We start from the raw sequence: 14,031 nt of genomic DNA, 5'->3' as shown, positions 1-14,031 counted from the left end.
ATATTCAGGTCGTATAGAAACGAGTAAATTGAAGGACTGCTAGCGAACTAAGGAAAAAAGCTAATCAACGCGAGAGAAAACAGGCAAGCGTATTAAAAGAAACATTAAGGTAGGTGAAAGTAACTGGTTGTAGCGGCGCTGTTTTTCCCAAATTCATTCGTTTCTTGCGAAAACAGACGAACCTGATTACGACCACGCTCTTTCGCCTTATACAAGCAATGATCGGCTTGCTCAAAAAGCGCTTCGAATTGCGACAGTGGTCCCATGTTAGAGACACCAATGCTAACGGTTAACGCTCTTGGGGCTATGGCTCGATACTGTTCTGTACATAAACTAGCATGGAAATCATCGGCAATCGCCTTAAGCTGTTCAGGGTCGGGATTCACGATCAACACTAAGAATTCTTCCCCGCCCCATCGAACCACAAAATGCTCATTCAAATAAATCCCTCTTAGTTTAGAAGCCAGCTCCACTAATACCTTGTCACCGACTGTATGTCCGAAAGTATCGTTAATGTGCTTGAAATGATCGGCATCAACTAGAAGTGTCGCCACCTGAGTCTCACTCGCTAACGTCTCTTTTCTATTTTCAAAGCCGCGTCGGTTGTATAAATCGGTTAAGTAATCTCGTTCCGCCTCATGTTCCGTTCTTTTTTGCCGATTACGCAAGGTATCGACATATTTCCCGAAATGCATTTGATAAGGCAAGACAAAAATGAGCAGCAACATCATTGGGCCAAAATTAGTCATCAGCTCAACGCCACGCAGTGTCACAAGTTCATCCATATGAAACGCGAGGTAACTCAATACTGGAATGGTATTAAATAGAAAGAGCAGCAAGATAAATTGACGAAACTGAAACGAATGCGAAAACAAAATAGACAAGGACATGGCAACCAAGACCATGCCAGAAATCGGAGGGTACATGTCAATAAGACGCCACGTACCAAGCCATGCGCCTCCAACATAAAACCAAGTCAGCGGCGAAAAAGTCGACAAGGAAATTAACTGGATCCCAAGCTCCAATTTATTCGCATTCTCAACACTCGTTATTAAGGAGTAGAGTAATAGCAACGCCATTGCTATGGCGAAATAGCCGCAAAACCAAATATACAGCTCGGATATAGGAGGGAGTATCCAGAAAAAGCCGCAGAAAAATAGGCCAATTAAAGTGCAACCAAAGATCATAATGCGAAGAATATTAAACCCTCGTTGCTCCGCCGAAATAGAAGACAATGCGTTTTCATTTTTGACTGAAGCAAACCATTTCATCTTTGAGCCCAAACCCGCTCCTACAGTCCCATTTTCCGCTCACGAGATACAACCCACGGGAGATATAAATTTTAGAGATATAAGGCACCGTAAGACATAACCAACTAATTGTCTAGCAATAACCACCAGACTACGACTTTAGTCGTAAGCTATTTATGGCACTACTGATAAGATTGGAAACTAAGTCGTGGCTGACTGTACTCTCGTGGAAACACTCTCGACATAAAATTGCACTGGTGCACCTCCCTGCTCCTTAATATTGTCCAGAGCCTGATTCGCTTGGTCGACTAAGTCATCAAATTGTTCAAACGTTCCGATACTCGACACGCCTATATTGACAGCGACAGACTCATCATCAATGTCTTTGTACCCTGTCGCGCTCAACCAAGAATGAAAGTCGTCTGCGACATTCTCGGTTTCATCAATATCAGGATTGACCAATACAATTAGAAACTCATTTTCCCTGTATTTGGCAAGAACATGCCCCCCTTGATAAACAATGCGAAGTCTTGATGAAAACTCGACCAACAGTCGATCACTCGCATCGTGCCCATACTCTTTTTTTAGGTGAGAAAAATTATCAATTCTCGCCAACAACACCATAGAACGCGTTTTGATGCTAACGTGTTTTGCCCACTCTTCTAATCCTCTTTGATTTCGCAAATCAGTGACGTAATCTCGATCAGCTTCGTCTCGTGCTCTTTGCAATAAGGTCAACATTCGGTGGTATTTATTCGCAAATGTCATCTGATAGGGAACGACAAGCACAAAAAACACGCTCGCTGGCCCAAATGCAAACAGAAACTCCAATCCACGAGGGGACGTCAGTTCAACGGGATGGAAAAAAAGATAGGTAACGACTGGAATCGCAATTAGGAACCAGCTCCCAACAATATAATAGGGCAGTCTATTTACGTTCATCAGTAATATGACCATTGCCGATGACACAACGATAAAAGGCAAAATAGGTGGGAAGCTTTCCACTAATGTCCAGTGCTCACGCCATGCTTCGATCACAAAATACCAAGAAATAGGGATAAACGTCGTCACAAAACTAAATTGCAGACCAATGATGATCCATTTCAATTTAGACTGCGGGGCGAACTGCAAGAAAAGCCCCAAAATAGCGAGATTGCTAAAAGCATACAGCGCCCCCATCCAATGCGACTCAAATTCGGGAGGAAAAACACTATAGAGTGCGAGAAAAAATGCGGAACCGCCCAACGCCGCAACCACCATTCTCTTAAATGCGTTTTCAAACCCTAAAGGAATTGTTTTTTCATCCATATCAAACCCTTAAACAAGCACGTGGGGTCAACCTTGAGACCATAAACTACTCTGCATCCGATGGACGATAAAACTTCGTTTGGTTTCTACCATGACGTTTTGCGAACAACATCGACTCTTCAGCTTGTTTTAGCAGACATTGAAATCGTGCCGCTTTATCAATGCTAGAGACGCCCAAACTCAGCGTCACTTTATGCTCTAAGTCCTCTTTATATGGCATGTCATCTAGAGCGAGTCTGAAAGCATCCGCATTCTGTTCTCGCTTTTCTTCTTCTGGGTTTACCAGAATGATTAAAAATTCTTCTCCTCCCCAGCGGGCTAATCGGTGCTCTCCCTGATAAACCGTCCGCAATCGCGACGCCAGTTCCACTAAGGTTCGATCTCCTGCATCATAACCTTTAGTGTCATTAAGGCGTTGAAAATGATCGATGTCTGCCAAGATCACTGCAATGGACGTATCCATTGGCATGCTCTGTAACCACCGCTCAAGTCCCCGCCGATTGAGTAAATCGGTCAAAATATCTCGGTCTGCATCGCGTCGTGCCTTATTAATACGGTTTGTTAACGTTTTATACTTAAAGTAGATCCCTTTTTGATGAGGAATAATCACAAAAATAAATAAGCTGGTTGGGCCATAGGTCGCTAAAAGTTCCAGTCCACGAAGACTGAGCAATTCATCGACATGAAACACGAGATAGGAAAGCACGGGAATCGCTTGTAGCATCCAGCTGATCCCGACCGCCCAAAAAACATTTCTCGAATGCAGCAGGGTCAAGACAACGATGCTCGTCACAATGATAAAAGCAGTAATAGGGGGAAACGCATCGACTAAGCGCCACTTTCCCATCCAAGCTCCGACAACAAAATACCAATTGAGAGGAAGAAAGGTCGTTAGAAACACCGTTTTAAGAGCGGGGGCAATAAAAATAATATGGGACCGCGGCGCCAAATACGCATAAAGACTGATACAAATCAGTATGAATAAGGCATAGCAACCACTTATCAGGTAGGCTGAATACGTTGGTGGGTAAATCACGTAAAACAAAATAATCATCATACAGGCGGCAATACAGCCAACTAATATGCGATACGTCGCACTCACGAATGACTCATACTGAATAGGCGAATAACCCATTTATCACATGTCCTTTTGTCTGATCACTTCCTTTCATACTAGTTCATAATCAGAATTTTCTTGGTCGAATTGCTATTTAATCCTTGTTACGAATTGACCTTTGGATTTCAATTGTGGAGCATTAGCAGTCTTACACACGACATTCATAGAAACTATTCGAATTAGGTACCACAACTTGGCCGTTTACACTTCCCTTGCGGACTCAGACATGCGCGACTTGGTCGCTGATTATTACTTAGGCGAACTGATCTCGTATCAAGGCATTTCTGGCGGTGTTGAGAACACAAACTACTTTTTGACCACGACGACAGGGAAATACGTTCTAACTCTTTTTGAAGAATTTGAATATAAAGAGGTACCTTACTTCTTAGATGTCGTCGCACATCTGAAACACAAAGGCTTTAATGTGCCTGCAGCGCTGATAGATTGCCACGGGGAACGCCTACGTATTATTAAAGATCGACCTGCGATTATCGTCGATTGTTTTGCTGGCGGACTGCTCGATGAAACGACAATCAAGTCTTGCAAGATGATGGGGGAAACACTGGCCAAATTACATACCGCTGGATTGGATTTCTCAGAACATAGAGAAAGTCATCGAGGTATGCAGTGGTGGCGAGAGACATCGAAACAACTTGCACCGGAACTTGAACCAGAGCAAGCGCATTTGTTGCTCGAACAAATCAGTGAATTTGATGCGTTCATCGAGAAACACGACGATGAAATACCAAAAGGGACGATTCACGCTGACTTGTTTTATAACAATACGTTATTTGAAGGCGAAGAATTATCCGCTATTATCGATTTCTACAATGCTTGCTACAGTTGGTTAATGTATGACTTAGCAATCGTTGTAAATGACTGGTGTTCCGACATTGAGACTGGCGAGTTAGATATGGAAAAATATCACGCTTTGGTCAATGCTTATATTCACGAACGCCAACCAAATGCAGCAGAAATTAATGCGTGGCCTTATATGCAAAAAGCAGCTGCAATGCGCTTTTGGCTATCTCGGCTTGAAGCATGGCACGGAGCCAAACACGACGCTGAGCGACTCGCTCAACAACATGACCCGAAAGAGTTGCAGCGTATTCTAGAAGCAAGAATTCGTTACACACCAAATTTAGTGGAGTAGACCATGTCTGTTCGTCATTGTATTGCCGGTGCTCTTGCACTGCTTGGCTTTACCCTAGCTCAAGCACACCCTCATATCTGGGTGGACTCTGACTATTCGTTAAAAATAGACTCGCCGTCCGTAGATGCGGTATCGGCCCATTGGGAATTTGACCTTTTTACTAGCGCCAGTCTAATTGCCGAGTTTGATGTCGATGGGGACGGAACCCTTGATGGACAGGAAAAATTCAATACCGCCGAAGCACTAAAAAACTTAGAAAAGTCTAGTTACTTTATTCGAGTAAAAGTGGATGGCGAAGATGTGACTCCAGCTTCCTATACCGTTACCGATGTAGAAGTAAACAATCAATTGCTGCAAATGGAGCTTGGCGTTTCTCTTCCTAACAAGGTCAACCTTCAAAGCCACACGTTAAGCCTCGCGTTTGGAGACGAGTCCAATTATTTCGCGATGGTAGTACCTGAGTCTGGGTTACTCAACTTGTCAGGTAGACTAGCTGAAACCTGTACGCCAACGGTGCGAGACGCCGAAGCGTATCAGATCGAAGCATGGGTTGACTTGCGTTGTGATCCCTAACGATCACAACCATCACTATAGCGACCATGAGTGTAAAATAAACTAGTAAGTGCATCGCGTTTTTGAATTCGGTGCACACGGTAATTTTGCCTTTTCATTGCCCATATTTTCCGTACAATCCCATCTTTTAAAACGACCTTATGGCCACAAGCCATAGGGTCTTTCGTCCATCGACTTACCGGTCGATGGTGTTCATAAAATCAGCACGCTGGAAGCATAGACGACGTTTAGCCTTCCAAATCGTTGCTCTTTTAAGAACATAACGGCCCAATAGGGTCATTGTTTTCATTAGAAGACTTATGAAACGTGCTGCACTCGTTGGATACCCTTAATAATGAGTTTATTGATTTCAACTTGGATAAAGTTCTTTTTCCTATTCGCGCCATTTTTCGTTCTTTCCATGTTTCTCGCGTTAACGCGCGGCGAATCTGCCGAGGCGCGGAAAAAAGTAGCCAACAAAGCCATCATTGCAGCAATATCGATTGCAATCATATTGTTATTTTTTGGTGGGGCTTTATTCAAAGTATTAGGGATTACACTTGATTCGTTCCGAATTGGATCCGGCATTTTGCTGTTTATGTCAGCGCTCAGCCTTGTAAAAGATGGCACAAGAAACCATGTTACAGGAGGCATGCCAAACGAAGAACGAGACGATATTTCCGTCGTTCCACTTGCGGTTCCAACCATTATTGGCCCTGCCACGATAGGGACAATCTTAGTTTACGGTGCGGATTTCAAAGGCTGGGATTTAATTATCGGGTTAACTGGGCTGCTACTCGCATTAGCGACGTTACTCGTTATTCTTTATTCAGGCTCGTTAATCGAAAAATTGTTAGGTCGTACGGGCTTAAACATTTTATCTAAAATCACGGGATTAATACTCGCCGCAATGGCAGCCCAAATATTTATGAGTGGCGTCATGGGCTTTTTAGCCCCTGTTGACGTAACATAAGGACAAAACAGTTGCATCTTTAACGTCTTTGAATAAAAATGTTATAAAGTAACATTTTATAAAGATACCCTACGGAACTTTTACGCTTTCAATCACTCTGTATAGAATGTTGAGACAGTAGGAAGTACGGCTCAAACGCAGTAGGATTAGATGAAACAGAATAAAGGTTTAGGGTATTAGTGTGATAGCTTGGAAATGGTTAATCGGTTTTGGTCTGGCAATCGCTTCTGGCAGTTTATGGGCTTTTGACCTGTCGGTATATCAGGATTTTACACAATGGATCATGACGTATCAAAGAGAGTTTCATCGCAGTCTAGTTAGCGCCGTTCGAGGGCTCTCAAAAGGTGAGAATATGGCGCTGTTATGGTCCTTGGTCTCAGTCAGCTTTGGCTACGGTGTTTTTCATGCCGCGGGTCCAGGACATGGTAAAGCCGTGATCGCCTCTTATATGTTGGCAAGTAAAGCCCCTCTCAAAAAAGGCATCTCAGTTGCCTTTCTAAGTGCAATGGCACAAGGCCTTATGGCCGTTACGGTGGTTCTGATTATGGCGCAACTTTTTTCAGTTGCTGGAAAAGCCGTCCAGATAAGTCGATTTTTTGAGTTAGCAAGCTTCGCAGCGGTTGGTCTTATTGGCGTTTGGATGCTCTCTCGTATGCTTAGAGGAAAATCCAGTTGTGGTCATGACCACAGCCAAGACCATCTTCACCATCATGCTAGTACGTGTGATCACACTTACGAGCACACTTGTTCTCATGAACATGTCCATAAACATGACAATCAGCACGATCATGAACACCACGACGAACATAGCCACACATGCCAGCATGAGCACCACGAACACTCAAACGAACGAGACGTTCACTCTGAGACGAAAGCGGCAAAAAGAAGTGTTTGGGCTATGATCATGGCCATTGGAATACGCCCATGCTCGGGCGCTGTTTTGGTTTTGCTGTTCTCTGTTAGCGCCGATATTTTAAAATGGGGCATTCTATCGACCTTCGCGATGTCACTAGGCACAGCGATTACAGTTTCAATTCTTGCGATTGCAAGTGTTATGGTTAGGGGAGCAAGCACACATTGGAGTCACGGCATTTGGCGTCAACGCTTGCAAACAGGGTTTGGCTATTTTGCCTCATTTGCGCTTATCATTATTAGCGCCTCAATGATTTGGAGCGATCTGACAACCAGTCGCGCACTATTTTAATATGACAGAACAATCAAACGACACAACTCATTCAAGTCACAATCATGGCCAATGTATCGAGCAGGCGTTATCCACGGCCGAATCATTGTGTGCCGAGCATGGACAGAGACTGACCAAAGTACGCAGACGCGCGCTTGAGCTGATTTGGCAAAGCCATCGACCGCTGGGCGCGTACCAGCTGCTGGCTAAATTATCAGAAGAAGGCTTTAACTCTGCACCACCAACGGTCTATCGTGCACTGGAATTTCTACTCAGTGCAGGACTGATACACAAAGTAGAGTCAATGAACGCGTACCTAGGTTGTTCACATGCAGATAAGCCGCACAAGGGCTACTTTCTGATCTGTGATGAATGCCAAAACGTGATGGAGTTTGATTATCAAGATATTCACCAAAGCTTAATCAATAAAGCAGCAGAGCATGGCTTCCAACTTCGCTCGGAGACCATTGAATTAACCGGCTTATGCCAACGCTGCCAAAATAGCCAAAATGAGGGGCCACGCACTTGAGTACTTGTTTAGCAGAACTGTCCAATATCGGCATCACATTTGGCGAACGGAAATTGCTATCCAACATAGATGTGCGTTTACACCGAGGCGAAATCGTCACCCTGATTGGTCCCAACGGCAGTGGTAAAAGCACCCTAATTAGAACGCTATTGGGTCTACAAAGCCCAACTGAAGGAAAAGTAACGCGACATGAAGACTTGCGCATTGGCTACATGCCTCAAAAGCTTCATATCGACCCGACACTGCCATTGACCGTAAAACACTTTCTTGGGCTTGTCAGAAACGTTGATAAAAAAGACATCCTCCCAACATTAAAAAAACTTGGCATTGAACACCTAGTCAACTCTCAGGTTCGTGTACTTTCTGGCGGAGAAACTCAACGTGTTCTTTTAGCAAGAGCACTGCTTAATAAACCAAATTTACTGGTACTGGATGAGCCAGTACAAGGCGTCGATGTCAACGGACAGATAGAACTATACAAGCTCATTGTAAAAATTCGCGACGAGATAAATTGCGGTGTTTTAATGATCTCCCATGACTTGCATTTAGTGATGGCTCAAACAGACACCGTTGTCTGCATTAACCAGCATGTGTGCTGCTCTGGCACACCGCAACATGTAAAAGGTCACCCAGCCTATCAAGCCTTATTTGGAATTCCAGGCGCAGAATCATTGGCGATATACGCACACCATCATGATCACGAACACGATGAGCATGGCGACATAAAGGCCAAAACAAAAGATCAGAATGCGCATCAGCACACACAAAACTGTTCTCACTAACTCATTTAATTTTATTTACTCATATTCGGAGATTTATTCATGATCGAGCTGATGTTTAGAGCATTAGTCGGTGGACTGGGCGTCGCGGCCATTGCGGGCCCTTTAGGCGCGTTTGTCGTGTGGCGTCGCATGGCCTACTTTGGAGACACACTAGCGCACTCCGCACTGCTCGGCATTGCACTTGGGTTCCTTTTTGATGTGAATTTAAACTTAGCCATCATCGTTTTGTGTGTTGGGTTGGCAGCCGCTTTGGTGACATTACAAAAGAAACATATTATTGCGACTGACACATTGCTGGGCATCTTGGCTCATTCTTCACTCTCCTTAGGCATGGTCGCTGTCAGCTTTCTAGATGACGTGCGCATCGACCTGATGAGTTACTTATTTGGCGACCTGCTTGCCGTTAGTCAAAATGATCTTTACTGGATCTACGGTGGCGGCATTGCCGTTTTACTACTGCTTGCCGTATTTTGGAAACCACTTTTGGCAATGACGGTTAACGAAGAACTTGCAAAGGTTGAAGGGTACCCAGTTGAAACCACTCGTCTTTTACTGATGTTGCTGGTTGCCTTGGTCATCGCCATCGCGATGAAAATAGTGGGCGTTTTGCTCATTACCTCGCTAATGATCATTCCCGCTGCGACAGCGCGTAAACTGTCGCAAACTCCCGTTCAAATGGCGTCGATGGCCAGTTTGATCGGCTGTCTCTCAGTATGTGGCGGCCTCTGGGCATCGTATCAATGGGACACACCAACAGGTCCAAGTGTGGTCGTTTGCGCCGCAACGTTATTTTTGGTTGCCTACTCAATACCGACAAGGAGCAAAAAAGTAATATAAATACGCTCGCGTCTGTCATAAATCACGCCTATCCTTCGTCTAACGGTAATTCATACGAAAGGAGTGCGTTAACACTATGTTTACAAGTATAAAAAGCCGACTACGAGCTAGTTATATTCTGCTGCTCGTCTTGTTAGTCATGATTTCTGGGCTTTCTATTTCTCGCCTACAATCTCTCAACACTAATTTGGAAGAAATTGTTGAAGAGAACGCCGCGTTAGTGGAATTAAGCAGTGAGCTGAATATTCAGGCAGAAAGTCTTGCCAGTCGCTTGTTACTCTTATTTGTTTTGGAAGAGCGGGATCAACGCGTTGATATATATAAGGAGATCGACCAGCGAAACGCTCGAATGGACGCGATCCTAGAGGAAATGCAAGCCTTAGTCACTACCCAACAAGGCAGCAGTCTGGTGACTAAACTGGCGGCACAAAAAACGGCTTATCAAGCCGAACTGCAATCAACTGTTGAGGCCATTGAGTTTGGCGAACAATCTGATGCAAAAATGCAGATGGCAGGGCCCACTCGACAAGCGCTTCAAACCTTCTTAGATCAAGCAAACCAATTATCTGAACGTCAGCGTTCGATGATGGCAAAAAATCAACAAGACGTGCTCTATGAGACAGAAACGGCCAGCATCATCACTATTGTTGCTGGTATTACTGCGATCATCGCTGGACTGGTAATGTCGATCCTTATCACTAATAGTATCGTGACACCGCTTAAACAAGTGATCACGCTATTAACAAACGTGGCAAAAGGCGATCTAAGCCACAAAGCAAACATTCAAGCAAAAGGCGAATTCGAAGAACTCGTTTCAAGTGTTGAATCAATGCGCAATGGTCTAATAGAGGTCATTAAACGCATTGATAGCAGCGCACAGACCGTTGTGACCTCCACAGAGAACATGGGTCATACCGTTAACCAAGTACATACCAGCTCGCATACGCAAGACAGTATGGCAAGTGAAATAGAAAGCTCGGTCAACGGTTTAACAGACGACATCCGCAGCATGGCCTCGCATGTTTCCGTTTCACGAAACCAAGCTCAAACGGCCCACGAGCTTGCACAAAAAGGTTCGTCGGTCATATCAGCGACCTCAAAGGACATCATTTCGGTTGCAAGCTACATTGACGAAACCTCGCAAGCCGTAGCAAAACTCAATGAAGACGCGGCTGAAGTAGCCGAATTTGTCACTAATATTCGAAACATTGCCGAACAGACGAATCTTCTGGCGTTAAACGCCTCTATTGAAGCCGCGCGAGCAGGTGAAAGTGGCAGAGGGTTTGCTGTTGTCGCCGATGAGGTTCGAAATCTTGCGAATAATACAGCTGATGTTACGGAATCCATTGATAAGATCATCACGTCCATCAGTACACAAGCTTCTCAAGTGTCTAAGGAGATGGAACACGGTCAAGAGAAAATGCGCCAAGGAGTCGCGCAAATTGACAGTGTTGTAGAGCCTCTGAGCCAGTTAGAGCAAGATTCGGCCCAATCCTTAGAAAGCCTAGACAATTTAAACCAACTCGCTCAGCATCAAGCTGAGGAAGCCGAAGGCATTGCCAATAGAATTCGTGAAATTGTCGCGGCTACCCAAGAGAACAATCTCGCGGCGAAAACCTTGGCATCGCTGTCAGACGATCTAACAGGGGCAGCGAATGCCACCCAAAGCGCAACTTCGACGTTTCGTCTACCTTAGCCTAATATCTTGCTAATCATTGTAAGGTGGCTTATTTGATTGCCTTACAACATAAAAAGCCATAAAAAACGCCCACTTTTAGATGGGCGTTTTTTATGGCTTTCACATGCAAAGAGCTTTCTTTATCGCCGCATGACAATCACTCGGATAACGTTTTATTTTTTAAACAGAACACGATCCAATGACAGTGAGCCGGCTCCGCGCAGCATCAGCAATAAGCAAATGGCTAACCAAGTGCCGTGAGTTGGGTAGGCATCTGGGTACACAAAGGTTTGAATAACCAACGTCATCCCAGCAAGGCCGAGTGCGGCAAATCGAGTAAAGAAACCAAACAGAATTAAAACAGGCAAAACGTGTTCTGCAACAGTCGCTAACACAGCAGCGATCGCAGGCGGAATCAATGGTAACCCATATTCATATTCAAACAGAAAGGCCGTAGACTCAGCCAGTCTAGGCATCCCAAGTTGGAACTTCATGCTGATAATATCTAAGGAAAAACCTTCGATCTTAGTTTGACCCGATTTCCAAAATACGGCGGCGATTGAAAAACGCGCAACGAACAACACAAGAGATTCAGGTATTTTTTCAAATAATGTCGTCGATAGACAGTTAATTTTTTCAAGCATGCGGGTTCCTTAGTTGTTATTTTAAAGCTCGGTTATTCAGTTCTCGTTAGAAAAAGTGCAAAAGCATTCTAATTTGCACTTAGCTTTAGCGTTCATCTATTGCCTCAAAGAGTTGCCATTCCATGAATTTAGCCAATGATCCGCCTAAATCAAATGATTCACTGTTCGGAATAGCATCCTCAAACCCTTTACCCTCGATCAGTGCGTTTAAGAAATACGCTTCATCAGCGTTTAGCACAAAGCATTGCCCATACAAGTGTGCCTTAGCAAATAGCACATATTCCGGCATCTCAATGTCGATAGACGCAAGCTTAAACAAAGACTTAGGCTGATGCGCCCACCAAATCGACCCAACGGCATAACGGTATTGGCAAAGAAAGGTTGTTTTTGGAAGAACCAATACCAGTTTCGCGGGGTCCTGAATTTGACTTAATCGATGACGCGCTTCGTCGAGAGTCAGCGTTGGAGACTCCGCGCTGTGCGTCAACGTGAGTAAATTTCTCTCTACATAAGCAAGTTCTGCCAAATACGATACGCTTTTAGCAGGTTCAAACGCCTCTATAAACTCGGGAAAGCGGTCTCCATATTGACTCAAAATAGGAGACTGTGGCGGATTGTCTGCAATGTAAACTCGGGCCATTGCCCGAAAAAAATCCTCACCAACAAGTTGCTTAGACACCGAAAATATATCGCCTAATGCGTCGATTAAAGAAGAAAACACATTATTTCGATAAACATTGAATCTCGCTTTATTTTCTTCAGTACTGCCCGCCAACCCGCTCAATGCCGTGTCGTGATTATTCAAGAGGGAAATAACAAAGTCCGACTGATTCATACCACTTCCTTTTTCATCATTTTTCGCAACGCATCAGCGTGTTCGGCCTCTTGAATTAAGGCCGCTAACGAGGGCAAGTTCCCGTCACGTTCAATCAAAGTCGGCATATCGCCTGCTAGCTTGAGAGTATGCCGATACAAAGACCAGACATCTTGATCCACAGCAGCGTCATGGCTGTCTATTTTCAGAGGTCGAACAGGGTTTTCATCCAAGGTATGACCCGCTAAATGAATTTGCCCTACTTCGTGATGAGGAAAATTATTTAGGTAATCATATGGGTCAGTATCGTGATTGAAGCAGCTCACTTCGACATTGTTCACGTCTAATAGTAATCCACACCCCGTGCGCGATGCCATCTCGCTGATGAACTCAATTTCGCTCATATCGCTTGTTTTAAACGCGATGTAGGTGGAAGGGTTTTCTATCAAGACTCGCCTTTTCAAGTGATCTTGAAGCTCATCTATGTGATAACAAACACGATCAAGTGTGCGTTTGTTGTATGCCACTGGCAACAAATCATTGAGATACGCAGGGCCATGAGTCGACCAAGCTAAATGTTCGGAGAACACCTCGGGTTGAAAACGGTCTACAAGTCTCTTAACACGATCAAGGTGGTCTCTATCAATGGCCGTTTCAGAACCAATAGACATGCCAACACCGTGAATCGTAATGGGGTAAAGAGATCGTATCTTTTCGAGATAAAACGGGCCTGGCCCACCGTCACTAAGATAGTTCTCAGCGTGAATTTCAAAGAACCCGACTTTAGGACGAGACTCTAAAATTTCGTGGTAATAGGCAGGTTTTAAGCTCACCCCAGACAGCACCTGAGAAGGTGCGAAGGGAAAGCCAGAAGCGGAAGATCGACTTCCGCTTGACTTAAAACGGCTAAACATCAATCGTATCCGTTTTAGAATGCTTTCAGTTGACCGAATCCTGTCGAAGACGTTTCAGACTTCATATCAGTACAAGTGCCAGCGGGAACCAGTTTCCATGCATTTGCTTGATAATCCGTTTTCGAAGTACCTGCACAAGAAGTGCCCGGGCCAGCTGCGCAGTCATTTTGGCCAGCTAAGGCAACACCGTAACATTTTTCTTTGCTTGCAGCCTGAGCAGGAACAGCCACAGCCGAGATTGCGACAGCAGTACCAAGAGCCAGTGCCAAAGAAGCTTTAGATTTATTCATAACCAAT

The 14,031-nt window shown here is 44.6% G+C and carries 15 protein-coding genes; 8 read left to right on the top strand and 7 right to left on the bottom strand.

All coding sequences use genetic code 11. From position 1 onward, the window contains the following. Positions 1-104 precede the first annotated feature (104 nt). The 3 genes from MARME_RS01000 to MARME_RS00990 form a co-directional block, all read right to left on the bottom strand. Complete coding sequence (locus tag MARME_RS01000) at positions 105-1,271, bottom strand: GGDEF domain-containing protein (RefSeq protein WP_049787736.1); 1,167 nt, start codon at positions 1,269-1,271, stop codon at positions 105-107. Positions 1,272-1,451: 180 nt separating this feature from the next. Then, positions 1,452-2,558: a GGDEF domain-containing protein gene (locus tag MARME_RS00995; protein WP_013659411.1), complete on the bottom strand. Its 1,107-nt coding sequence runs from the start codon at positions 2,556-2,558 to the stop codon at positions 1,452-1,454. A 46-nt stretch (positions 2,559-2,604) separates the two neighbouring features. Continuing rightward, positions 2,605-3,693 carry a GGDEF domain-containing protein gene (locus MARME_RS00990; protein WP_013659410.1) on the bottom strand — a complete coding sequence of 363 codons (1,089 nt, stop codon included), beginning with the start codon at positions 3,691-3,693 and terminating at the stop codon, positions 2,605-2,607. Between the two features lie 175 nt (positions 3,694-3,868). Here MARME_RS00990 and MARME_RS00985 point away from each other — a divergent pair, with 175 nt between their 5' ends. From MARME_RS00985 to MARME_RS00950, 8 genes are all read left to right on the top strand, one after another. Next, a complete protein-coding gene (locus MARME_RS00985) occupies positions 3,869-4,828 on the top strand; it encodes a homoserine kinase (protein WP_013659409.1) in 960 nt (319 codons plus the stop codon). A gap of 3 nt (positions 4,829-4,831) precedes the next feature. Then, positions 4,832-5,401 carry a DUF1007 family protein gene (locus MARME_RS00980; protein ID WP_013659408.1) on the top strand — a complete coding sequence of 190 codons (570 nt, stop codon included), beginning with the start codon at positions 4,832-4,834 and terminating at the stop codon, positions 5,399-5,401. Positions 5,402-5,735: 334 nt separating this feature from the next. Next, positions 5,736-6,353, top strand: coding sequence for a MarC family protein (locus tag MARME_RS00975; RefSeq protein WP_013659406.1), 618 nt, complete (start codon positions 5,736-5,738; stop codon positions 6,351-6,353). Positions 6,354-6,534: 181 nt separating this feature from the next. Further along, complete coding sequence (locus MARME_RS00970) at positions 6,535-7,557, top strand: nickel/cobalt transporter (protein WP_013659405.1); 1,023 nt, start codon at positions 6,535-6,537, stop codon at positions 7,555-7,557. A 1-nt stretch (position 7,558) separates the two neighbouring features. Beyond that, positions 7,559-8,065, top strand: a complete 507-nt coding sequence (locus tag MARME_RS00965) for a Fur family transcriptional regulator (RefSeq protein ID WP_013659404.1) — start codon at positions 7,559-7,561, stop codon at positions 8,063-8,065. Then, positions 8,062-8,847 (top strand): zinc ABC transporter ATP-binding protein ZnuC, encoded by a 786-nt coding sequence (znuC, locus tag MARME_RS00960; RefSeq protein ID WP_013659403.1) that lies wholly within the window; start codon positions 8,062-8,064, stop codon positions 8,845-8,847. The genes MARME_RS00965 and znuC overlap by 4 nt, the downstream gene beginning before the upstream one ends. A 39-nt stretch (positions 8,848-8,886) precedes the next feature. Next, positions 8,887-9,684, top strand: a complete 798-nt coding sequence (gene znuB / locus MARME_RS00955; RefSeq protein ID WP_013659402.1) for a zinc ABC transporter permease subunit ZnuB — start codon at positions 8,887-8,889, stop codon at positions 9,682-9,684. 76 nt (positions 9,685-9,760) lie between these two features. Then, the gene (locus MARME_RS00950) at positions 9,761-11,380 is read left to right on the top strand and encodes a methyl-accepting chemotaxis protein (protein ID WP_013659401.1); all 1,620 of its coding nucleotides are present in this window, start codon (positions 9,761-9,763) and stop codon (positions 11,378-11,380) included. Between the two features lie 155 nt (positions 11,381-11,535). On the opposite strand, the gene MARME_RS00945 is transcribed toward MARME_RS00950, so the two are convergent. From MARME_RS00945 to MARME_RS00930, 4 genes are all read right to left on the bottom strand, one after another. Beyond that, a complete protein-coding gene (locus MARME_RS00945; RefSeq protein ID WP_013659400.1) occupies positions 11,536-12,006 on the bottom strand; it encodes a DoxX family protein in 471 nt (156 codons plus the stop codon). Positions 12,007-12,091: 85 nt separating this feature from the next. Continuing rightward, the gene (locus tag MARME_RS00940; protein ID WP_013659399.1) at positions 12,092-12,841 is read right to left on the bottom strand and encodes an HvfC/BufC N-terminal domain-containing protein; all 750 of its coding nucleotides are present in this window, start codon (positions 12,839-12,841) and stop codon (positions 12,092-12,094) included. After that, entirely contained in the window at positions 12,838-13,734 is an 897-nt protein-coding gene (gene bufB / locus MARME_RS00935) for an MNIO family bufferin maturase (RefSeq protein ID WP_013659398.1), read from the bottom strand. Before bufB ends, MARME_RS00940 begins: the two co-directional genes overlap by 4 nt. Positions 13,735-13,748: 14 nt before the next feature. Then, a complete protein-coding gene (locus tag MARME_RS00930; protein ID WP_013659397.1) occupies positions 13,749-14,024 on the bottom strand; it encodes a BufA1 family periplasmic bufferin-type metallophore in 276 nt (91 codons plus the stop codon). Between the last annotated feature and the right edge of the window lie 7 nt (positions 14,025-14,031).

It is taken from the genome of Marinomonas mediterranea MMB-1 (assembly GCF_000192865.1).
Classification (GTDB): Bacteria; Pseudomonadota; Gammaproteobacteria; order Pseudomonadales; family Marinomonadaceae; genus Marinomonas; species Marinomonas mediterranea.
Note: the sequence above shows the minus strand (reverse complement) of the source record. Positions and strands in the feature narration are given on the sequence as shown.

What these genes read in the sequence shown, in the direction of transcription:
- MARME_RS00980 (WP_013659408.1), top strand. Translation starts at nt 4,832, where the DNA reads ATGTCTGTTCGTCATTGTATTGCCGGTGCTCTTGCACTGCTTGGCTTT.
- MARME_RS00940 (WP_013659399.1), bottom strand. Translation starts at nt 12,841, where the DNA reads ATGAATCAGTCGGACTTTGTTATTTCCCTCTTGAATAATCACGACACG.
- MARME_RS00930 (WP_013659397.1), bottom strand. Translation starts at nt 14,024, where the DNA reads ATGAATAAATCTAAAGCTTCTTTGGCACTGGCTCTTGGTACTGCTGTC.
- MARME_RS00945 (WP_013659400.1), bottom strand. Translation starts at nt 12,006, where the DNA reads ATGCTTGAAAAAATTAACTGTCTATCGACGACATTATTTGAAAAAATA.
- MARME_RS01000 (WP_049787736.1), bottom strand. Translation starts at nt 1,271, where the DNA reads ATGAAATGGTTTGCTTCAGTCAAAAATGAAAACGCATTGTCTTCTATT.
- MARME_RS00995 (WP_013659411.1), bottom strand. Translation starts at nt 2,558, where the DNA reads ATGGATGAAAAAACAATTCCTTTAGGGTTTGAAAACGCATTTAAGAGA.
- znuB (WP_013659402.1), top strand. Translation starts at nt 8,887, where the DNA reads ATGATCGAGCTGATGTTTAGAGCATTAGTCGGTGGACTGGGCGTCGCG.
- MARME_RS00975 (WP_013659406.1), top strand. Translation starts at nt 5,736, where the DNA reads ATGAGTTTATTGATTTCAACTTGGATAAAGTTCTTTTTCCTATTCGCG.
- MARME_RS00950 (WP_013659401.1), top strand. Translation starts at nt 9,761, where the DNA reads ATGTTTACAAGTATAAAAAGCCGACTACGAGCTAGTTATATTCTGCTG.
- bufB (WP_013659398.1), bottom strand. Translation starts at nt 13,734, where the DNA reads ATGTTTAGCCGTTTTAAGTCAAGCGGAAGTCGATCTTCCGCTTCTGGC.
- MARME_RS00990 (WP_013659410.1), bottom strand. Translation starts at nt 3,693, where the DNA reads ATGGGTTATTCGCCTATTCAGTATGAGTCATTCGTGAGTGCGACGTAT.
- MARME_RS00965 (WP_013659404.1), top strand. Translation starts at nt 7,559, where the DNA reads ATGACAGAACAATCAAACGACACAACTCATTCAAGTCACAATCATGGC.